Here is a 19694-nt window from a genome sequence, read left to right as displayed (position 1 = left end):
CTCGCCGCAGCCGAGCGGGCACGTCTCCCTATCCGGAGCAGAAATAGCGCTAATTTATCGTATTTGCCCAAATAATACTATTTGCTATCTCGCTGCAAAGTGATCTCAATCTATCTAATCGTTGGAGAAAACAACTTTTCTAACTAAAGTAAAAATTCACGCGGTACCCTCGTCTGATCGCACGGAGCCCGCATGGCGGTGGAGAAAGCAGAGCGCGACGTCCCAGACCCTGGTGGGACGTCTCCTCAGTGGAGAAGTCAAGCTTCCCGAGATCCGACGCGGTTACGTTTGGAAACTCGCCCAGGCCGCCAAGCTGATCGAGTTGCTCTATCAGGGCTGCCCCAGTGGATCGCCCCTCTTCTGGCGCACGCTGGAGAAGCCCACCACGCGAGGCGTCGCGATCGGCAGCACGCAGGCCATGCCGCCGTGCCCATCTGGGTCACGAGCGACACCGCGACGATGCCCGTCAAGCCGCTCCTGCCTCCGCCGCCATCGACGCTTGGCGCGAGACGCTCGAATGCGAGAGGGCCGACCCCTGGCCTGCCCCATCATTGTGCCGCAGCCCTGGGAGAGCGAGCAGATCTCGTTCTCCAACACCAGCGTCGAATAGTGTCCGCTGTTTCCCCGAAGGCTCCCCACATGAAAATTCGGCAATTCTACAGATAGGAGAAATGGTGACATTCGGCCGCTATCGTACCGTCTTCCATGCTGCCCAGGAACCGGCTGACGCATTCACCGATGCCACTAGAGAATTACGTTCCTGGCTGGTCGACAAAGCCAAGCATAAAGATATTGATATCTCCGCTTATGACGCCGGACGGGTGCGGTTGGGTAGCGGAATCATATTTCTTCATAATGCTCGCTCGGATGAAGATGGTGCGCAGACTCGGCAGTGGCAGCTGCGCGAGCATCAGGACGGTGGATATTGGCTCAGCTCATTGGTCGTTCACGCGCCGCCGAAGCCCAAGAACGCGGAACCGCGCACCTGGTTCTGGCTCGACGTCGAGTACGTGCGAACCGCTCACGATACGGATGATGATCGCAAGCCTATACAGGCTGCGATCCCTGGTATCGCTCGTAAACTTTTGGCGGCTGTCCATGCTCGCGATCACTGGGCCGAGCTGTCCCCGACGCCTATTCTCATCAGACCTGACAGAGTTGAAGATCTATTGGAAATCCTCACCGATGAGGAGCGGCGACTTCCCGCCGTGGTGGCGTCACCACACAGTCGAATTCCTTTTGATGTGTGGCGCGGAAAAGTTGAGGAGGTGACGAAATTCCTGCCTGGCCTCGCGAGCCTTTACATCCTCGACCCATTGGCAGAAGCCGATTTCAACAAAGCCATGGGCGGTGCTTTCGGAGTTTGGGGAGGCGCAGTTCGGACCTATCTTCCTGACTTGGATCCGGCGGTTGACGAGGATGCGGTCCGCCACAGGGTGCTGTCCGAACCGCGTATTCAGGCCGACGCTCGCCGGGCCACTCAGCTTCTCGCGGGGCTTCCTCGGAGGTTGGCGGCCGACGGACGTCTACCTGGGCCGCTGAGTAAGTTGTCTCGTACGGTCGTCTCCGTAACCTCCAGCCTGCCCAAGCCGCCTTCCCTGTCGGAGGAGGACACCGGCTCGTCTCTTGTGGCCTTCCAGCGGGAAATCAAAGATCTTCGCCAAGAGAATGGTGAACTCCGAGAACTATTCGAAATGGCAGGACACGAGGAGAAGAAGCTTCGAGAGGAAATCGCTGACTCGCAAAGCGATCTGGTAGACGTCTCGGCAGACCTTGAAGCAGCCAATGAAAAGATCGCCGAACTGGCAGACTGGGTTCGTGTACTGCGAAGGCGACTCAAGGAAGCCGGGCGTGCGGCTGAGGCATACGTACCGGCCGAGGGGCCGACCAACCTTCCTACGCAGTTGCCGGAGGTTCTGGATCGGCTCGATGGTCTCGACCGTGTCGAGTTCACCGGAGACATCGACGTAGTGTGGAAACTTGAAGAGAAGGCACAGTCGTCGACATGGGCCCAGACCGCCTGGCAGGTCGTCCTCGCGTTTCAGGAGTATGCCGACGCTGTGGCTGAAGGAAAATTTAAGGGTGACTTCCGGCACTGGTGTGTCGAGCCACCCTCTGGAGTTGCTGCTATTTCCGCTGGAAAGGTTAAATCAGATGAGTCTGAGACGGTGCGTAACAATATCAAGATGCGTCGTCAGCGAAATCTTCCCGTTCCGCTTGAGGTGAATTTTTTGGGGCGTGTTCATATGTGGGCGCATATTCGTATCGGCGGAGGCGCGGGAATGAGCTCGCCTCGCCTGCATTTCTACGACGACGTGCACGGGACCGGAAAAATATATATCGGATACCTGGGCCCTCACCTGGACGTCAAATCGACCAACTGAGTGGGCTGCTAGAGGAACAGCTCTTTCTCTGCGATCGGCAGCCGCTCCTGCCCGCGCGCGATCCGCACGATGACATTCTCGGTCGTGAGCCGGTAGATGGCGTTCTCTCCCAGCCGTACCAACTTGGCCCCTGCTGGATCCAGCCCCGCCGTACGGCAGGCAGATCTCATGACATCGGTGAGCTTTTCCGGGGTGAAGTCAGCTGCCATGTGATCAGCCTCATCTGCCCCCGCAACGCCGTCAAACCAAGGCGTGATGGCTCTTCTGACCACAGAGGACGAGCTTCAGGCGCGGAACATCAGCCGGTGTGCCGCATATCAGTCGAGGTTGTTCTGCTGACGCACCAGGTTCGCGATCGCCAGGATCTTCGGCCGGCCGGTGGCCTTGAAGGAGAGACCGTGGCGGAAGATCTCGGGGATCCAATATTGATCCTCCTCGCGGAAGACGACGCCGTTGGCCGCGAGGATCTCCAGGTCCTGGTTCGACAGCTCGACCGTCCCGGGGCTGAAGGGGATTCTCTTCTTCTCCGAGGCAAGGCCGTCGAGATGGTTGAGGAGCTCGCCTACCTGGGGGCTTTCTTCCGTGATCGCGCGGATCTTGACCAGACTGCACTGAACGAGGGCCTTCCTCATCGCGGCCGGGGCGAGAAGGCGGGTCGGCCAGCGGCTGTCCTCCACCGAGAAGGTGGCCGACTCCCTAATGAAGATCACGATGTCGCGTGCCTGGATCTGCTCGTTGAAGTCGGAGAGCGCAGCCAGGAACCACCCGTCCGATCGAGCCTCACGGGATTTGGGGGAGCCCATCTTCTCTCCCCAGAGCGGATGGAGCATCGTGCTGAGATCCTGAGGTTTCGTCGCGGCCACCTCCTTGGGGGTGAGGCCCGGAAGGGCTCCGGAACGCTGCGCGACCCACAGGGCCAGCCGCAGGGCTTCGGAATGGTTCCACTTGAGTTCGTAATCTCTGTACCGGGCGAAGAACTGCGCGTAGTTCTGCCGGATGGCCGACTGGACGAGATCGCGCCGGACGAAGATCACCAGACCGAGCGGCCGGCCGCGAAGGCTGCGCAGCCAGTCGAGACAGTCGATGAGCAGGACGCGGAGCGCCTGTCGCTGGACGTCGTTGTCGAGAAGGTCCTGAAGAAGATCCTCAAGCCCGTCGAACAGGAAGATCCGGGTGTTCGTGGAGCCGAAGTCGACCAGTTTCTCCTCGACGTCCTCGGGGGAGGCGTCGATCCCCACGGCCCGGGCCATGCAGGTCAGCCAGATCCGGCGCCACTGCACGTTGGTCAGTTCTGAACGCAGGGCGCCGTCGATCAGGTCGAGCAGTTCGAGTTGCGTCGCGGGCTCGGCATCCGGGGAGGCGGAGGCGTCTCGCTGGATCTTGCTGATCCGTTCACGTGCGGAGTCGCTGAGGTTCTTGGAGACGAGCACCGGCGCCAGGAGGGCGTCCAGGGCCACGCTCTCGACGCCGACGTCTCGCGCGTAGTCACGCCATGTCTTCCGGAAGCACATCTGGAGTTGGGTGAAGGTCTTTCCCGATCCCTTGGCTCCGGTGACCACGCACAGCGGCGGCTCGGTCCGATGGGAGACGAGCATGTTCCGCAGCGACTCGGTAGGCAGGAAGTCCGTGTCATCCGCCGTTTCGGCATACGCCAGCCGACCAGCGAACTCGCTCAGGATTCCGCGCCGGTAGGCGAGGTCGTCGGGTTTCGCCACGGAGATCACCTCCGTGGCAAGTGCTCCGTCGGTGAGGACCACCTCATTCGGAGGGGTGAGCCCTTCGACGAGCGGTGCGAGCGTCTGCGTGAGTTGCTGGCGCCGGACCACGTCCACGACGGCCTCCCAGGAGGCGGGAAGCGCCAGAAGTCGATCCTGGAACACGCTGAAGATGGGCTCCAGCATGACGTCACGGTCAACGATCCGGTCCTCGTCTTCAGGGGTGGCCTGTTCGAGCGTCCCGGAGATCGCGTCGCGGAGCATGGTCGCGGCCGAGGTCGCCAGCTCCCAGTGGCCCTCCTGGCGGAACTGGGTGATGACGGCCACGCTCGCCGGATCGTCGGCCCGCGTCGGCGCACGCCGGCCGAGCTCCTGGATGGTGCGGACGATGCCGTACAACGCCTGGTCGCTGACGGTGGTGACGAAGATCCGCTGAACGCGCGGGTCGAGAAGAACGGGAGCCGCGAGTTCGCTGCTTCCCGCGCGCAGGTCGATCAGAACCGTCTGGGCTCCGAGCCGGTCGGCTAACTCGGCGAGGGATTCGGTCAGGTAGTAGATCGATCGGTCTGGGGTCAGCAGGTCGGTGGGTTCGAGTCGCGGCGGGGCGATGTCCTGTAGCGAGCGCCGGGTAGGCATGACGATCACGTTGCCGATCATCTGGTTCGGCAGGTAGGCCGCGCCCAGTGTCACCGCGTCGCCGGGACGGCCGTCCTCGGAGGAGTGGAGCAGCGCGAGGAAGTCCTCGTAGCCGAAGTCGACACGCCTGCCGTGTGCGCCGAACATCCAGGTGATTCCCGGAGCCTCCAGGTCGGCGTCGACCAGAAGCACCCGATTGCCGCGCTGGGCGACGGCGTCGGCGAGAGCCACCCCGTGGAGGGTCCGTCCTACCCCGCCCTTGAATGAGTGCAGTGCTGCGATCCGTACGTTGCCTGGGAACGGGGCCTCTGGACGGGGAAGCGGCTCGCCGAGGCCGCGGACGATGCGCCGCTCCCTCCACCGCGGCTCCCGCCGGGGCGTTTCGAACTCGCGCTGACGCACCGAGATCGGGAGCAGCCTGGCAGAAGGGTGTCCGGGAACATCGTCGAGTCGGAGAACGGTCTCCCCCTCATGCGACATTGTCGAGCCCACCCCGAACGCGTCGCTCAGCCACGCCAGGGCCTCCTGCGGCAACGCGTGCGGAGCGATCGTCACTTCGAGGCCGTCCCAAAAGGCATCGCACTCGTGGAGCCAGTCCGGCCATTGGCCGTCGGCTGCCATAGCCGCGAGATGGGCGTCGACATCGATCCAGGTGTAGATGTGCTCGGGGGCCTTGATCTCCTGCTCAGGCATGATCACACTCTCAATTCTCGCTGACACCAGCTCAGAAGCTCGCGCAACACGGCAAGAGCTTTCTCCTCACCCTTTTTCTCCAGGGCGCGGCCGTATCTCCAAGCCTGGTGAAGCTCTCCGAAAGCCACCTGTTCCCCCGGATCCTTCCGGCTCGCGCAGTAGGCCATCCGGTCGCAGAGAGGCAAGGGGAGAAGAAGTTCTTTGGCGAGGCCATCCAGGTTGTGGCTTTTGAGATGCTTCGGCAACTGGGAGGTGGACCGCCATCCATGGCGATCGAGGAGCACCGCCTTCAGCCCACACTCGACGCTGTAGAAGAGGAGCAGCGCCGTTGAGGCGCCTTCCTCCAAGGCTTGTGAGGCATCCCGGTGGGTCGTGAAACTTGCGCGGAGCTGGTTTCTGCCAACGTCTACGGACACGGTGCGTGATCGTAACGGAGCTTTCCATTTTTTATCGGCCCTTTAATGGAATCGCCCGTTAATGATCATGATGGGGGATCGTGCGCCTCCACGGTGAAGACCGGCGAGTTCACCATTCGCTCTGAGGGGGCGAGGCCCGGTTCGCCGATCAGGGTCCGCAGATGTGCGCGCTTTCGCAACCCCTTGAATACACCCGCTCTCGCGGTGATCCACCGAGTTCTCGGTGAGGTTCAGCCAGGAGAGGCCGGCCCCGCCGGGTCCTGGATCAGATGATGGCGGCATTTCCGATGATCTGGCGCGCCAGGCGGCCCATGCACTTGTCGACGCCCGTTCTCGGTAGGCAGGTTCTGCCGATCCGGTGATGCCGTCGAAGCCGCCGCTCTTAGATGCCGCCGCCTGGGCGGATGTGGGCGTCAGCCCACCTGGCTGTTGTCCTTGAGCGTGCCCCAGCCGTGCCAGCTGTCGATCTCGATCCAGGCGCTGAGCCGGCCGCGATCCCGCCTTGGGTACGGCTTCCCGAGGTACTGCTGGGCCAGCCTGTCGATGTCGGTCAGGTCCTTGTCGTCGCGCACTTTGGAGATGTGGCCGATGACGCTGATGTGTGTGTACCAGTCGTCCTTGCCGAGCACGGTGAGGGTGATGCGGGGGTCGTCGCGTATGTGGTCCAGCCGCTTGCGGCCCTCATCCATGTTGACCAGAATCCGGCCGTCGTCCCAGAGATACCAGGTGGCCGTGGACGCCGGCTGACCGTCGGAACGGAGCGTCGCGATGACGGCGGGATTCGGCTTCTTCAGCATGGCGACTGCTTCCTCGGGAAGCGGCGGCTTCGACATGATCTCTCCTCTTCGCGTCGGCGTCCCCTGCGGTTCACGAGACGTACGTCCACGGTGTCACACACCAAATGGTGACGGTTCCGCGACTCTCTGTATGTGACTCGCCCCCTGGCCGAGCGCCGGTGGAACGCCTGTCGAGGCGGTCGGAACCCCTGGCCCCGCACAGCCGGCCGCAGGCCCTTGTCCCTGGTGGACAAGCCCTGTCGATCAGGTGAGGTTGTCGAAGTCGCCGTTCTTGATGCCGCCGATGAAGGCCGTCCACTCGTCGCGGCGGAACACGAGTGTGCCGCCGTCGCGGTCCTTGGTGTCGCGGACGGCGACGGCGTCGTCGACGAACGCCACCTCGACGCAGCTCGCCCCGCTTCCGCTGAGGCTGCTCTTGCGCCAGCGCGCATTGGAGAGGTCAGGCTGCATCCTGCTTCCTTCCGCTAGTGATCTCCGCGTAGGGATGTGAGTAGCGCAGCCGTGTCATTGGGACTGAGCGCTATCGCGCGAAGATGCTCACAAATATCGTTATACCGCTGAATGTCTGTCTCCTTCTCAAGGAACAGATCGCCGGCCATGCTGTCGATGTAGATCACGTCAGGGTCGTCCGCAGGGAACTTCAGGAGGATGAAGCTACCGGGCATTCCCGGGTGGGCCCCGGCCGAGAACGGGATGACTTGAATGGTGATGTGCGGGCGCTGGGCCTGCTGGATGAGGTGTGCGAGCTGGGCGCGCATGACGGTGTCGCCGCCGACCGTCCGGCATAGAGCGGCCTGGTCCATGATCGCCCACAGTCTCAGGGGCGCCTCGTTCTCCAAGAGGGCCTGGCGCTGCATCCTGGCGGTGACGAAACTCTCCACCTCCGTATCGGTGGCGGTCGGCAGCACGCCTCGGATCACCGCCCGCGCGTAGTCCTCGGTCTGCAGCAGGCCGGGGATGAACAGCGACTCGTAGTTGATGGCCTGCTGAGCCTCGGCCTCCAGGCTGATGAGAGCGGTGTACTGGTCGGGGAGATCGGCGTCGAAACTCTGCAACCAGCCGCGCTGCTTGGCCTCTTTCTGCAAGGCCATCAGGTCGGTGCGACTGCTGCCGGTGACACCGTAGGCGTCGAGCAGGGCGATGAGCGTCCGGAGCTGCGGCTTGGTCTTGGCCGTCTCGATCCGGTAGAGCGTGACGATGTTGACGTTGGTCTTCTCCGCGACATCTTCCTGGGACAGCCCGGCGGCTTGGCGAAGTTGGCGTAGCTCGGCTGCCAGGCGACGCAGGCGGACTGTTGGGGGTTGACGTCTGATCGACGGCCCAGCCGCATTTTCGCTCATTCCCTGCTTCTCCCGCATTTCGGCACCTTTCCGAATTATGTAGGCGCTACAAATGTAGCCCTTGCATTTACTTAGCGTGATGCTGCATGCTCTGAGAGTCAAGCCCTCCGGGCCGGTTCCCTTCCGGAGGGCGAAACGTGTGATTTCCCAGTCAGCCGGGCGGGCGATCTTCCCCCCTGACACGGCTCACCCCCTGTCGGGTGTCCGTCCGGCGTAAGCGGCACGACCGACGGCACTTCCCTGCCGCTTCCGGGTTGTGCCTCCCGTAGGACCGGCACCGTGCCCCTGTCCCCGTGGGGGAGAGCAGCCGCCCCCGTCTGCGAACGGTGCCGGTCCTATGCCCTGACACCTGATGTGCCGACCAGGATCGAGGGAAAATGGCCGACGTCACCCCCGGAAAGCACCACCTGGAGCTCTCCGTCTTCCCGACCTCGCCCTACTACGCCCGCGTGCACGTCCAGCGCGTGCTGGAGGGCTGGCGGCGAGACGACCTGGTCGAGACGGCCCAACTCGTCATCTCCGAGCTGGTGTCCAACGCGATCAAGGCGCACGTCTCGCCCTTCGCCGTCACGGAGGCGGTGGCACACGCGCGTCCGGACCACATCTGGATGGACCTGTATCCGGCAGGAGGAGGGATCGTGCTACGAGTCTGGGACGCCTGCCGTACCCCGCCCGTCCTCAGAGTCCCCAGCCTGGACGACGAGGGCGGACGCGGCCTCTGTCTCGTCGATCTGCTCGCGAGGAGCTGGGGCTACTACCGGCCGGCGTGGAGCGGGAAGATCGTGTGGTGCACGTTGGCGGCCCCGCCACCGTGATGCCCGGACGTCAATGAACCCGGGAATGGGAAGACATGAGTGGATTAATCAGGAGATAAAGGACGAATCTTTCTGGCTGGACCGATGTGCTGTTCACTCCTGACAGGGACGGTGAATGCGAAACTTCAAAACTGTCGGAATGAAAGGTTAAAGTGATCGACTAGTCCCGTTGCCGCAGCTATCGCCGAGGTCGCCTCATGCCGGTCGAGAAGTTGGAGAACGACATCCAGACGCTGGTCGGGAAGGTCTCCCGGGGAGAGATCAAGCTCCCGGAGATCCAGCGCGGCTACGTCTGGAAGCCAACGCAGGTGGCGAAGCTGATCGAGTCGCTCTATCGGGGATATCCGTCGGGCTCGCTGCTGCTGTGGCGGACGGACGACATGCCGGAGACCCGCCCGATCGCGATCGGCGGGGACGGCGGTGCCCAGCCCGCGGTCCCGCCGCTGTTCCTGCTCGACGGCCAGCAGCGGCTCACGTCCCTCCACCGGGTGATCAGCGATCATCCCGAGGCCCAGATCGTCTTCAACGTCGAGACCGAGGCGTTCCAGAACCAGAGTGCCGCGACGGCGAAGGACGCCCGCTGGATGAAGGTCGCCGACGTGCTCCGGCCGGGCGCCAAGCAGTTCCCGATCATCGCCCGGATGAGCACCGCGCTGCCCGAGATGGACCCGGACCTGATCGGAGAGCGGATCAGCCGCCTGGCCCTGATCCGGGACCGCAGGTTCCACATGGAGGTCCTCACTGAGTTCCCCTACGAGGAGATCGCCCAGATCTTCGTGCGGGTCAACAGCGGGCGGCCGCTCAAGACCAGTGACCTCGCGCTGGCCACCCTCTCCGCCCGTTGGCCGGGAATCGTGGACAAGCTCGAGACCGAGGCCGCGCACTGGGCCAAGAACGACTTCGGCGACCTGGACGCCACCTTCCTCACCCGCGCGCTCACCGGCACGGTCCTAGGCCGGGGCCTGTCCACCTGGTCGCACAGCCGGTTGATCGCCGCGACCGACGAGCAGCTCGAGCAGGGCTGGGCCACGGTGCAGCGGGGGCTGCGGCACCTCGTCCCGCTGCTCAAGGAGAACCTGAAGATCACCAGCAGCGGCCTGCTGCCCTCGCACATGGTCCTGCTGCCGCTGATCGTGCTGCTGGGCGAGCGGCCCGACGAGTCGCTGGACGCCGAGACGACCAGAGGCCTGCTCTACTGGTTCCTCGTCGCGACCATCCGCAACCGCTACAGCACCTCCACCGACACCCGTCTCAGCCAGGACATCCCGGTGACCCGCGAGTCTGAGCCGGTCAGGCGGCTGCTCACCAATCTCGGCATCGTGGGCACCCAGGTCGAGGTGACCTCCCAGGCACTGGCCGGGCGCACGGTCGGCAGCCCCTACTTCTTCCTGAGCTACCTCGCCGCCAAGGAGTCGGGGGCCACCGACTGGTGGTACGGCACGCAGATCAGCGCCACCGCCGAAGGCGGCCAGAAGCTGGAATACCACCACATCCACCCGCAGGCGACGCTGAAGAACCATCCCGCGAAATACACCAAGACCGAGATCAACGACCTGGCCAACCTCGCGTTCATCTCGGCCAAGGCCAATCGGAAGATCAGCGACCGTTCCCCGCGCGAGTATTTCGTCGACGCCAAGTTCTCCCTGCTCACCGAGGCCGAGCTGGCGGCGCACTCCGTCCCCTACGACGAGGCGCTGCGCGAGGCCGGCGCCTACCGGGAGTTCCTCGTGGCCCGCCGTCGGCGGCTGGCCGTGGCGATGACCGAGCTGCTGGACCGGTTCCGGCCCGCTTGGATGGACGAGGCGCCGCCCGCCGCCGATCCGCTCGCCGACTGCTCCCTGGAGTTCGTCCTTTACCACAGCACATGGGACGCCGGTCGGATCGTCGCCGTCGCCCAGCGGGACGGCTCGTCCTGGACCGGCTCTTTCGGTCTGACCGACCTGGTGTCGGCGCTCGGCGCCGCCGACGGAGGGCTGGACAGCGACCTTGAGATCTCCGGCGAGACCTGCCCCCTGCGGGTGGAGGGAGACTCGGTGAACCTGACAATCGGGCCCTTCACGGTCTCGGGAACTTTGGACGAGTGGCGTCAGATGGTCGAGCGGGAGAAGGGCGACGCGCTGCCGCTGTCCCAGTGTCCCCAAGTCGCAGCGGTTTCCTGGGAAGGGGATCAGGCTGTTTTTCCGGTGACAAGCATCGAATAACTATTCATACCTTTCTATTCCGAATGAGATAACCGGTCATTATCTTTTCCGGCATGGAAGGCTCCACAGGTGCGAAGTCCACGAAAAAGGTCGGCCCTCTGGAGCTGCTCGACATTCGTGAAAGCGCCTGGTCCAGACGCTTGCGCGGGTCGTCACTGATCGCGGAGGTCGACGTCAAGGACGTCTACAGCGAGCAGGTGGCGTCGGTCCTCGGCAAGGTCTACGCGAAATGGGTCGCGGCCAGGCGGCGGCCCGGTGACTTCTTCGTGCCTGGCCTTCCTGCGTGGCGGTCGCCCTCACCGGGGTCGCCGCCCGCGGCTACCGCCAGGGGACATTCTGGCCCGAGCTCTGGAAGGCCGTCCGTTACCAGGGCCTTCCGGAGGACCAGACCGTCTGGGGGCAGGGGTTCGTGGCGGCGGTCGACAGCCTCGGCATGCCGACGCTCCCCGACATGCCGATGCCATATCTCGGCCCGATCCTGATGCACACCGGCATCCCGACCTTCTGCCTGGAGGACTACTTCCGGCTGATCACTCAGCGCAGGACGACCGACAGGGGGCTGGACGCCGAGGGTTTCCTCACCTGGGCGACTGCACCGGGGCGGGAGAAGCGCATCCAGGAGCTGGACGTGCCCGCGCGCCGCTTCCTGCAGCACGGCACCGAGTTCGCCCTGGACTTCGTCGAGCGCAGTTTCGACCTGCTCGACCGGCTGCGTGACTCCGCCCCGGATCTCGACGGCGCCGGGCTGCCGGCCCGGGTGCTCGGCCGCGCCCAGGAGCTGGCGGCCGAGGGCCGGCTCGACCTGAGCGTCTCGCGGTCGCCCACCGGAGGCCGCACCCGGACCGAACGGCCCACCTCGACGGCATCGTGGTGTCAGGCCAGCGCATCGATGAGGCGTCTATCCGTCTTCGGAGCGATCTCACCCCCGAGATGTGGAAAGCCGGCACCGCCGACGCCAGCGATCGGCTCTGCCTCCCCGACGTGGACGAGAAGGCTCTGCACGGCCTGAAGTTCAGCGTCGCGCTTCCCGAACGCCTCGCCGTCGCGACCGTGGCCGCCCGCCTGGCCGACCTCGACGGCGCCGCCGCCGTACTCGGCGAACCGGTGCGCTGGACGGCGATGCGATAAGGGCCGCGTCTTGTCGACTCCAGGCGGCCCGCTGGATCTGGATCTCATGTCGGGGTTCGGGCGGCAGGCGGAGCACGTCACCGGTTTCTACGGTGGTGACCGCCTGTGCTCGTCCGCCTCGCAGGAGGCGGACGTCACGCGTGGCCTTACCTCTCGGCGGGGGGACCGTCGATCAGCTCGGACAGGAACCCCTGGGTTTCCGGATCGACGGCGTAGATGACGACGCCCCGAAGGCCGCGGGTGAGCAGGACCTTGTAGGTGTTACGGATCAGGCGGTCGAACCGTTCGTGGGTGACCCCGTTCTTCGTCAGCTCAGCGTCCCCGCATCCTTCGCGTTCGGTCACGAGCTTCCCGCCACGTGCGACGAGGTCACGACCGATGATCACGCCTGCCCAGTCGAACTCCATGCCCTGAGCGGTGTAGATGCAGCCGATCTGCTCGAAACCACCTTCTTCGGTCGCCCACAACGCTTTGGGCGGAGCCTCGCCCACCCAGGCCGCAGAGTTGGCGTTCCAGGGACGGGCCCATTCTCCGATCTTGACGTCAGGGGTGAGGGTCTTGGCATCGGTGTCCGGCTTGGTCCATGGCCAGCAGAATCCTGCAGTCATGCGGGCTGACCATCCATCGGTGATCTTTTCCCGAAGGGTCCGCTCCATCTCCTCGGGGGATGTGGCCAGGACCACTTCGAAGGCGGGGTCCTTCATCCACTGCTCCGGTCCGGCGCCGTCCCATGCGCTATCCTCAGTCCCCAACCCCAGCAACCGCCGAACCCACTCGTCATAGTCGGCACTGCCGCCGCAACGCCACTGCCCCTCCAGTGAGATGTGCGTGAAACGCACGTCGAGCTGCTGAGCCTGTGCCTTGATCGCCGCGATCGTGCCGACTTCTCCGGGACGGACCACCTGGTGCTCGTCCAACAGGAAAACCGGGACCCGGCAGGACTCGATGATGTCCTCGATCTGCGGCCTGTCACTCCCGAGCGCCGGCTGACGCCAGTTGAGTGTCTTGCTCCGCAGGCGATGTGACTCATCGGCGATGATCACGTCGAGATAGCGATGTCTCCGGGTGAAGGCACTGAAGTAGACGAAGAGGTCTTTGATCGCTTTGCTGCGCCATCCGGCGTGGCGGCGCAGCGTCTCTGTGAGAGCTTGGGAGCCCGTGGCGAAGAGCACCTTGTGGTTTTCGCGGCTCAGTGCCGCCAGGAGTTCGATGGCGATGGCGCTCTTGCCGCTGCCCGGGCCGCCGGTGATGACGACGACCCGTTTGGTGTTGGCCCGGTAGGACTGCTCGACTTCGTGCATGACCCGCCTGAAGGCGTCGTTCTGGCGGCCGAGGAGAACGAAGTGGTTGCGGCCTTTGAGGGAGTCGGCGGCCTGGGCGAGGAGATGCCTGCTCGGCCGTGCGGTCCCGCTCAGAAGCCGGTCCGCTGCCTTGGCCCCCGGCTCTTTTGCGAAGCGGCTCCCAAGGTATTCGAGGAACGCGCCGCGCTCGCTGAGGGTGAACAGCTGAACGTCCCTCTCACCGGCGAGGTCGAAAAGCCTCCTGACGTTCTCGCGTGGCGCGTTGTGCAAATAGACCACACCGCTTAAAGCCTGAGGCGTCTCCTGCAGGGCGCCACAGTGGTTCTTTAGGTGTTCGCAGTATCTTTCGGTTTGGAGGACAGGATGGGTTACCGGTTCGCGGTACTGGGTCGAGGGAACGACCATGCCGGGGTCGTCCTCGAAGAGATCGGCGCTTCTCCACTGCTTCAGCTCGATCGCCAGATAGGTGTCCCCGCCCGTGTCGTGATCGACTCCGGCCAGGACGACGTCGGCCTGTGTGATCTTGTTTCCGGGCATCGGAACCTCTATGAGGGCCTCCACCTCCCCAAGCCCTGCCTCCATCAGATCATCGAAGAGCACCGGCAGGCTGTTGCGCCAAGCCGCCCTCTGCCCCGGCGTGCTTCCCCGACCCGTCTCCTTTTTTAGATTCGTGGCGATGGCTTCCAGAAGCCTTTTCTCCATCACCGACCCGGGGGTGGAGAGCATTTCTGCGATTCTTTCGACCGATGCCCGGAAGGCGGGAAGCGGCATTTTGGCCATGAAGTTTCCCCAAGTGACACGAGAGTCTCGTGCGGTGTGGGGGCGTGTCCATGTCCGAGTGAACGGTGGAAGCCCGTCGGGCCGCGTCCTGTGAATTTTTGTCCGGCAATCGGAAGCTGTGTTCGGTGGAGCGCGCTGATCGCCGTGCTCAGGTCCTCAAGCTCAGAAGGCGGGCAAGGAATTCCTGGGTTTCCGGGTCAGTGGAGAAGACGAGGGTGCCGACCATTCCACGGGTGAGCAGAACCTTGTAGGTGTTCCTGATCAACCGGTCGGCCTGTGCGTCGGTGGTTCCGCGGGTGAGCGCGGGGTCCTTGCTGGCGCCTCTGACCGTGGCGAACCTGCCGTTACGGATGACCAGGTCCGGGCCGAGGATCACGCCGTTCCAGTCGTACTCGAAACCCTGCGCGGTGTAGACGCAGCCGACCTGTTCGAAGCCGCCTTCCTGCGTCGCCCACAGGGCGCTCGCCGGGGCATCGCCCACGGCCCGGTCACTCTTGACGTTCCACGGGCGGGACCAGTCGCCGATCCGGATGTCATGGACAAGAGTGTCGTCCTTGCGGGAGTCGCTCCAGGGCCAGCAGAAGCCGGCCGTCATACGGGCGGAGCGGCCCTCGTCCTGCTTGGCTCGCAGGAGCGCTTCGAGCTCATGGGGCGAGTCGGTCAGGGACACGGTGAAGTGGTCGTCGCCCGTCCACGGCTCGGGGGAGCCGCCGTCCAGGCCGAGGAGTCGCAGCACCCACTCCTCGTAGGCGCGGCTGCCGCCGCAGCGGAACTGCCCGTCGAGGGAGACCTCGTGAACACGGAGTCCACGTGCCTCCGCGTGGTTCCTGATCTCGGCGACGGTGCCCATCTCGCCGGGCCGTACGACCTGGTGCTCGTCCAGCAGGAAGACCGGCACCCGCGCGGCGTCGATCAGCTCGTTCACCTGGTGGCGGTCGCTGCGGAGGCGCGCGGGGGTGTAGCGGTTCTGTGAGGTCTCGCGGATGCGATGGGCCTCGTCGCAGATGAGAACGTCGAGGCCGTTCCGCTCGGCCTGCATGAAGCTGTTGAAGTACTTGAAAAGGTTCTTCACCTTGGAGGAACCCTTGCCCGGGACCTTGCGCAGCGTCTCGGTGAACGAGCGGGAGCCTGTGGCGTGCAGGACCTTCCGTCCCTGGCGTGACAGCTCGCCCAGCAAGGACAGTGCGATGACGCTCTTTCCGCTTCCCGGGCCGCCGGAGACGATGACGACCTCCTTCGAGTCCGCTTTGCGCGCACGGTCCACGGTGTTCAGAACGATCTCGTAGGCCAGCCGCTGCTCCGCGAGGAGTACGAACTGCTCGCGGTTCCTGATCTCCTCGGCGGCGAGCTTGAGAAGCTGCTTGGAAGGACGGACGGCGCTGCTCAACAGCCGGTCGGCCACATCCACGCCCGGCTGGGGAGCGAACCGGTCTTTGAGGTAGTCGAGGAAGGCGCCACGTCGTGTCTTGGTGAACAGGCGGGTGCGCTCGTCCTGAACACGGACGTAGAGGTCGTCGACATCGAGATCGGCCGCGTTGTGAAGGTAGGCCACGCCCCTGATCGAGTCGCTCTGACCGTCCAGGACTCCGACGAAGTCGGCGATGTAATCGCAGTAGCCTCGCACCTGGAGCAGCGGGTGCAGCTTCGGCCCTCCCGGAGCGCCCTCCACCAGCACGAGATCAGGATCGTCCTCGAACAGCTCCGCCCGGCTCCACTGCTTGAGCTCCACGACGACATAGGCGTCGCCGGCCGTACGGCGGTCCACACCCGCGAGCACGACGTCGGCGCGCTTGCTGGTCAGCGGGAGCCGGTATTCGACCAGCATCTCGACGCCGCCGAGTCCGGCGTCGACCAGGTCGCGGGCGAGCACGGGAAGGCTGCGGTCCCAGGACCTTCGTTCGGCGAGGGACGGGTTGATGCGCGCGGTCCTTCTGAGATGCTCGGCAATGGCCTCACTGAGCCGGTTTTCGAGGACCGAATCGTCGGTCGCGAGTTTGGCCAGACTTTCGGCGGAATGCCGAAATGCCGTCACGGACCTACCCCCAGGCAGCACGAGAGACTCGTGCGGTATGGGGGCGTGTCCGTGATCAGTCGATCAGCGGAAGCCCGTCGGGCCGCATCACTACGCCAGGCACATTACAGCGATCACCCGACGAAATCAGACGAGTGGGGGTGCCTTTCTGGCCGACCCGCGGTAGGCCTCCACGGTGTAGCGCTTTTCACTCTGATCAAGCTTGGTATGGGCGACGTCGACGAGGTCGACGCCCAACACGTCGGCGAGCCGGGTCAGATAGATCGTGACGTCGGCCAGCTCGGACCTGAGCCGCTTGGCGGCTTCGGGATCGTCCATGACGTTCGCCGTCTCCTCGGGCGTCAGCCACTGGAGCTCGGAGAGCAACTCACCGACCTCGCCGGCCAAGGCCATGGCGAGATTTTTCGGGGTGTGGAACTGCTCCCAGTCCCTGTCCTGAGCGAATCGCCGCAATCTGTCGGCCAATGCTTCAAGCTCCGTCATGGAGGCAAGCTACAAGGGGCGGAAGGCCGATTTCCAAGCGAGCTCCGAGTCGCCCCCCGGCTGCGAGGTCGCCAATGCTGTTTTCCGGGAAGCGCGCGTCTCTCGCGACGCGAAGGCGCGCCTCCCGGAGAGCGACCGCGTTCTCAGTGGGCAGGTTTCGCTGCTCGGGAGGGGCCGTCGAAGTCTCCGCTCTTGATGCCGCCGATGAAGGCGACCCACTCGTCGCGGTGGAAGACGAGCGTGCCGCCCTCGCGGTCCTTGGTGTCGCGGACGGCGACGACGTCGTTGACGAAGGCCACCTCGACGCAGCTCGGGCCGTCACCGCTAAGGCTGCTCTTACGCCACTGCGCGCCGGAGAGGTCAGGCTGCATCCTGCTTCCTTCCGCTAGTGAACTTCGCTATGAGATGTGATGAGCGTGATTGTTTCGGCGGGACTGAGGGCTATCGCGCGGAGATGCTCGCAAATGCCGTTGTATCGCCGTAGATCTGCCTCTTTTTCAAGAAACAGGCCGCGGGCCATGCTGTCAATGTGGATCACGTCCGGGCCGTCCGCATCGAATTTCAGCATGATGAAACTGCCCGGCATCCCAGGGTGAGCCCCAGCCGAGAACGGGATGACCTGGACAGTGATGTGCGGACGCTTTGCCTGTTGAGCGAGGTGGGTGAACTGTTCGTGCATGATGGCGTTGCTACCGACCGTCCGGCATAGGGCGGCCTGATCCAGGATCGCCCACAACCGTAGAGGGCTGTCCCCCTCCAGGAGGGCTTGCCGCTGCATCCTTGCGGTGAAGCGATTCGCGACTTCCTCGTCGGTGGCGGCCGGCAGTACGCCTCGGATCACCGCTCGTGCATAGTCCTCTGTCTGCAGCAGGCCGGGGATGAACAGTGACTCGTAGTTGATGGCCTCGCGAGCCTCCGCTTCCAGACCGATGTACGCGCTGTACGGATCGGGGAGATCCACCTCGAAACCGTGCAGCCAGCCACGCTGCTTGGCTTCCTTCTGTAGAGCCACCAGGTCGGCGCGGCGGTCACCCGTGACGCCGTAGGTGTCGAGCAGAGCGTTGAGGGTTCGGAGCTGTGGCTTGGCCTTGGCTGTCTCGATCCGGTGGAGCGTGGCGAGGTTGACGTCGGTCTTCTCGGTCACCTCGGTCTGGGAAAGTCCAGCCTCCTCGCGGAGGCGACGCAGCTCTGCCGCCAGACGGCGAAGGCGCACCGTGGGTGGCTGGCGCCTGGTCCGTGGCAGGGGCGCGACTGTACCCAAATCGGGCTTGTCCTGCATCTTTAACACCTCTCCGGATTATGCGGGCAGTGTGAACGCCTATATTGCGTTCACCCATTGTGATGATGCATGCTCTCAGCGTAAAGCTTTCCGGAAAGCCTTCTTTCTGGATGGTGAAACGTGTGATTTCCCTAGTCAGCCGGGCGGACGATCTTCCCTCCCGACGCGGCCCACCCCCTGTCGGGTGTTCCGCCCGGCGCAAGCGGTACGACCGACGGCAGCCCCCTGCCGCTTCCCGGTCGTGCCTCCCGTAGGACCGGCATCGTGCCCCCGCCGCCCCCGTGGGGGAGAGCAGCCCCCGTCTGCGAACGGTGCCGGTCCTACGCCCTGACACCTGATGCGCCGACCGGGATCGAGGGAAAATGACCGACGTCACCCCCGGAAAGCACCACCTGGAGCTCTCCGTCTTCCCGACCTCGCCCTACTACGCCCGCGTGCACGTCCAACGCGTGCTGGAGGGCTGGCGGCGAGACGACCTGGTCGAGACGGCCCAACTCGTCATCTCCGAGCTGGTGTCCAACGCGATCAAGGCGCACGCCTCGTCTTCCGCCGCCACGGAGGCGGCGGCGCACGCGAGCCCGGAGCACATCTGGGTGGATCTGTATCCAGTTGAGGAGGCGGTCGTACTGCGGGTCTGGGACGCCAGCCGTACCCCGCCCGTCCTGCGAGTCCCCGACCTGGACGACGAGGGCGGACGCGGCCTCTGCCTCGTCGACCTGCTCGCACGAAGCTGGGGCTACTACCGGCCGGCCTCGGGCGGAAAGATCGTGTGGTGCAAGCTGGTGAGCATTTCCATGGAATAGCGGAATGTAATTACATGAACCCTCAGGGTTAGGAATCATGGGGTGTCGTGCCCCCTGTGACCACTGGCCGTGTTGGCTACATCGACGAGTCGATTCACGACCGTCCCGGTTTGTATCTCATCGCGGTGGTGCTCGCCGAGCCTGATACCTCCGAGCGCGTACGGCGCGAACTATCGGCGCTGATTCCGGTGTCACGCCGGGTGCACTGGCACGCAGAAGATGACCGAACCCGTGCCGGCTTGGCGAAGACGGTCTCCATGCTGCCGGTGAGCGCGCAGGTGTATGCCTGCCCGTTCGACGCTCCTGGCCGTAAGGAGGCGGCTCGGGCGAGGGTGCTGAGATGGATGGTGCTGGAACTGGACGGCGGGGTCCGCCACCTGGTTCTCGACCGCCGCCAGGAGGCGCAGAACGCCGTGGACCGGCGGGTTCTTGGCGGGCTGGCCGGGAGACCACCCCGATTCACCCTGGAGCATCGAGGTTCGGCGGATGAGTCTTTGCTCTGGGTGGCGGACATCGTGGTGGGAGCGGTGGCGGGCCAGGTGCTGGGCCGTACCTCCGCCTATGTGGAGGCGCTGGGGGAGGTTCTGAGGCAGGTGAGCATCGACAGGCCCGAAGAATGCGGCTGAAAACGCGACGGCCGGGTGCCCGTCATGCGGCGGGAAGCCCGGCCTCACTTCGCGGTTCGTACCCGACCGCGCACTACTCATAGTAGTTATGTCGTCGCACATGTCAATCACTATCGCTGTACAACGGCTTCTCATACGCGGTGGCGACCGTGCTTCATCTGTGGGCTGCCGGGCCGTCTTGGTTTCCGGGCGGATTCCGGCCTGATGGGTCAACGCCGCACGGCCGAAGGCGGGACCTTCGCCGGGATGGACCGGATCTCCTCGG

The 19694-nt window shown here is 64.5% G+C and carries 18 protein-coding genes; 7 read left to right on the top strand and 11 right to left on the bottom strand.

What is annotated here, in order from left to right:
* Positions 1-671 precede the first annotated feature (671 nt).
* Positions 672-2384 (top strand): hypothetical protein, encoded by a 1713-nt coding sequence (locus tag ACQPYK_RS39930; protein WP_433243494.1) that lies wholly within the window; start codon positions 672-674, stop codon positions 2382-2384.
* A gap of 8 nt (positions 2385-2392) precedes the next feature.
* Here ACQPYK_RS39930 and ACQPYK_RS39925 read toward each other — a convergent pair whose 3' ends face one another.
* From ACQPYK_RS39925 to ACQPYK_RS39900, 6 genes are all read right to left on the bottom strand, one after another.
* Entirely contained in the window at positions 2393-2593 is a 201-nt protein-coding gene (locus tag ACQPYK_RS39925; RefSeq protein WP_433243491.1) for a hypothetical protein, read from the bottom strand.
* Between the two features lie 108 nt (positions 2594-2701).
* A complete protein-coding gene (locus tag ACQPYK_RS39920; protein WP_433243488.1) occupies positions 2702-5428 on the bottom strand; it encodes a KGGVGR-motif variant AAA ATPase in 2727 nt (908 codons plus the stop codon).
* Positions 5429-5430: 2 nt separating this feature from the next.
* Positions 5431-5844, bottom strand: coding sequence for a hypothetical protein (locus ACQPYK_RS39915; protein WP_433243485.1), 414 nt, complete (start codon positions 5842-5844; stop codon positions 5431-5433).
* A 413-nt stretch (positions 5845-6257) separates the two neighbouring features.
* Entirely contained in the window at positions 6258-6677 is a 420-nt protein-coding gene (locus tag ACQPYK_RS39910) for a PPOX class F420-dependent oxidoreductase (protein WP_433243482.1), read from the bottom strand.
* Positions 6678-6884: 207 nt separating this feature from the next.
* Positions 6885-7091, bottom strand: a complete 207-nt coding sequence (locus tag ACQPYK_RS39905) for a DUF397 domain-containing protein (protein ID WP_433243479.1) — start codon at positions 7089-7091, stop codon at positions 6885-6887.
* A 14-nt stretch (positions 7092-7105) separates the two neighbouring features.
* The gene (locus ACQPYK_RS39900; protein WP_433243476.1) at positions 7106-7999 is read right to left on the bottom strand and encodes a helix-turn-helix domain-containing protein; all 894 of its coding nucleotides are present in this window, start codon (positions 7997-7999) and stop codon (positions 7106-7108) included.
* 359 nt (positions 8000-8358) lie between these two features.
* Here ACQPYK_RS39900 and ACQPYK_RS39895 point away from each other — a divergent pair, with 359 nt between their 5' ends.
* From ACQPYK_RS39895 to ACQPYK_RS39880, 4 genes are all read left to right on the top strand, one after another.
* Positions 8359-8796, top strand: a complete 438-nt coding sequence (locus ACQPYK_RS39895) for an ATP-binding protein (RefSeq protein ID WP_433243473.1) — start codon at positions 8359-8361, stop codon at positions 8794-8796.
* A gap of 197 nt (positions 8797-8993) precedes the next feature.
* Positions 8994-10997 carry a GmrSD restriction endonuclease domain-containing protein gene (locus ACQPYK_RS39890; protein WP_433243470.1) on the top strand — a complete coding sequence of 668 codons (2004 nt, stop codon included), beginning with the start codon at positions 8994-8996 and terminating at the stop codon, positions 10995-10997.
* Between the two features lie 283 nt (positions 10998-11280).
* Complete coding sequence (locus ACQPYK_RS39885; RefSeq protein WP_433243467.1) at positions 11281-12006, top strand: hypothetical protein; 726 nt, start codon at positions 11281-11283, stop codon at positions 12004-12006.
* Entirely contained in the window at positions 11979-12125 is a 147-nt protein-coding gene (locus ACQPYK_RS39880) for a hypothetical protein (RefSeq protein WP_433243464.1), read from the top strand. Before ACQPYK_RS39885 ends, ACQPYK_RS39880 begins: the two co-directional genes overlap by 28 nt.
* A gap of 146 nt (positions 12126-12271) precedes the next feature.
* Here the strand turns inward: ACQPYK_RS39880 and ACQPYK_RS39875 are convergent, their stop codons facing one another.
* From ACQPYK_RS39875 to ACQPYK_RS39855, 5 genes are all read right to left on the bottom strand, one after another.
* Entirely contained in the window at positions 12272-14152 is a 1881-nt protein-coding gene (locus ACQPYK_RS39875) for a DNA/RNA helicase domain-containing protein (RefSeq protein ID WP_433243461.1), read from the bottom strand.
* Between the two features lie 202 nt (positions 14153-14354).
* On the bottom strand, positions 14355-16238 hold the full coding sequence (locus ACQPYK_RS39870) for a DNA/RNA helicase domain-containing protein (protein ID WP_433243458.1): 1884 nt from the start codon (positions 16236-16238) through the stop codon (positions 14355-14357).
* Between the two features lie 126 nt (positions 16239-16364).
* Complete coding sequence (locus ACQPYK_RS39865) at positions 16365-16721, bottom strand: nucleotide pyrophosphohydrolase (RefSeq protein ID WP_433243455.1); 357 nt, start codon at positions 16719-16721, stop codon at positions 16365-16367.
* Positions 16722-16864: 143 nt separating this feature from the next.
* Complete coding sequence (locus tag ACQPYK_RS39860) at positions 16865-17092, bottom strand: DUF397 domain-containing protein (protein WP_433243452.1); 228 nt, start codon at positions 17090-17092, stop codon at positions 16865-16867.
* A gap of 14 nt (positions 17093-17106) precedes the next feature.
* Positions 17107-18000: a helix-turn-helix domain-containing protein gene (locus ACQPYK_RS39855; RefSeq protein WP_433243449.1), complete on the bottom strand. Its 894-nt coding sequence runs from the start codon at positions 17998-18000 to the stop codon at positions 17107-17109.
* 362 nt (positions 18001-18362) lie between these two features.
* Here ACQPYK_RS39855 and ACQPYK_RS39850 point away from each other — a divergent pair, with 362 nt between their 5' ends.
* Together ACQPYK_RS39850 and ACQPYK_RS39845 are read left to right on the top strand one after the other, a co-directional pair.
* Positions 18363-18803 (top strand): ATP-binding protein, encoded by a 441-nt coding sequence (locus ACQPYK_RS39850; protein ID WP_433243446.1) that lies wholly within the window; start codon positions 18363-18365, stop codon positions 18801-18803.
* Between the two features lie 56 nt (positions 18804-18859).
* Complete coding sequence (locus ACQPYK_RS39845) at positions 18860-19429, top strand: hypothetical protein (protein ID WP_433243443.1); 570 nt, start codon at positions 18860-18862, stop codon at positions 19427-19429.
* The last annotated feature ends 265 nt before the right edge of the window (positions 19430-19694 follow it).

The organism is Streptosporangium sp. CA-135522 (assembly GCF_050949235.1).
GTDB lineage: Bacteria > Actinomycetota > Actinomycetes > Streptosporangiales > Streptosporangiaceae > Streptosporangium.
The sequence above is the reverse complement of the archived record's forward strand: the minus strand, read 5'-3'. Positions and strand labels throughout refer to the sequence as shown.

Excerpts from the sequence above, each read along its gene's own strand:
- ACQPYK_RS39905 (WP_433243479.1), bottom strand. The coding sequence starts at position 7,091 with ATGCAGCCTGACCTCTCCAATGCGCGCTGGCGCAAGAGCAGCCTCAGC.
- ACQPYK_RS39855 (WP_433243449.1), bottom strand. The coding sequence starts at position 18,000 with ATGCAGGACAAGCCCGATTTGGGTACAGTCGCGCCCCTGCCACGGACC.
- ACQPYK_RS39890 (WP_433243470.1), top strand. The coding sequence starts at position 8,994 with ATGCCGGTCGAGAAGTTGGAGAACGACATCCAGACGCTGGTCGGGAAG.
- ACQPYK_RS39910 (WP_433243482.1), bottom strand. The coding sequence starts at position 6,677 with ATGTCGAAGCCGCCGCTTCCCGAGGAAGCAGTCGCCATGCTGAAGAAG.
- ACQPYK_RS39865 (WP_433243455.1), bottom strand. The coding sequence starts at position 16,721 with ATGACGGAGCTTGAAGCATTGGCCGACAGATTGCGGCGATTCGCTCAG.
- ACQPYK_RS39875 (WP_433243461.1), bottom strand. The coding sequence starts at position 14,152 with ATGCTCTCCACCCCCGGGTCGGTGATGGAGAAAAGGCTTCTGGAAGCC.
- ACQPYK_RS39895 (WP_433243473.1), top strand. The coding sequence starts at position 8,359 with ATGGCCGACGTCACCCCCGGAAAGCACCACCTGGAGCTCTCCGTCTTC.
- ACQPYK_RS39850 (WP_433243446.1), top strand. The coding sequence starts at position 18,363 with ATGACCGACGTCACCCCCGGAAAGCACCACCTGGAGCTCTCCGTCTTC.
- ACQPYK_RS39900 (WP_433243476.1), bottom strand. The coding sequence starts at position 7,999 with ATGCGGGAGAAGCAGGGAATGAGCGAAAATGCGGCTGGGCCGTCGATC.
- ACQPYK_RS39925 (WP_433243491.1), bottom strand. The coding sequence starts at position 2,593 with ATGGCAGCTGACTTCACCCCGGAAAAGCTCACCGATGTCATGAGATCT.
- ACQPYK_RS39860 (WP_433243452.1), bottom strand. The coding sequence starts at position 17,092 with ATGCAGCCTGACCTCTCCGGCGCGCAGTGGCGTAAGAGCAGCCTTAGC.
- ACQPYK_RS39930 (WP_433243494.1), top strand. The coding sequence starts at position 672 with ATGGTGACATTCGGCCGCTATCGTACCGTCTTCCATGCTGCCCAGGAA.
- ACQPYK_RS39920 (WP_433243488.1), bottom strand. The coding sequence starts at position 5,428 with ATGCCTGAGCAGGAGATCAAGGCCCCCGAGCACATCTACACCTGGATC.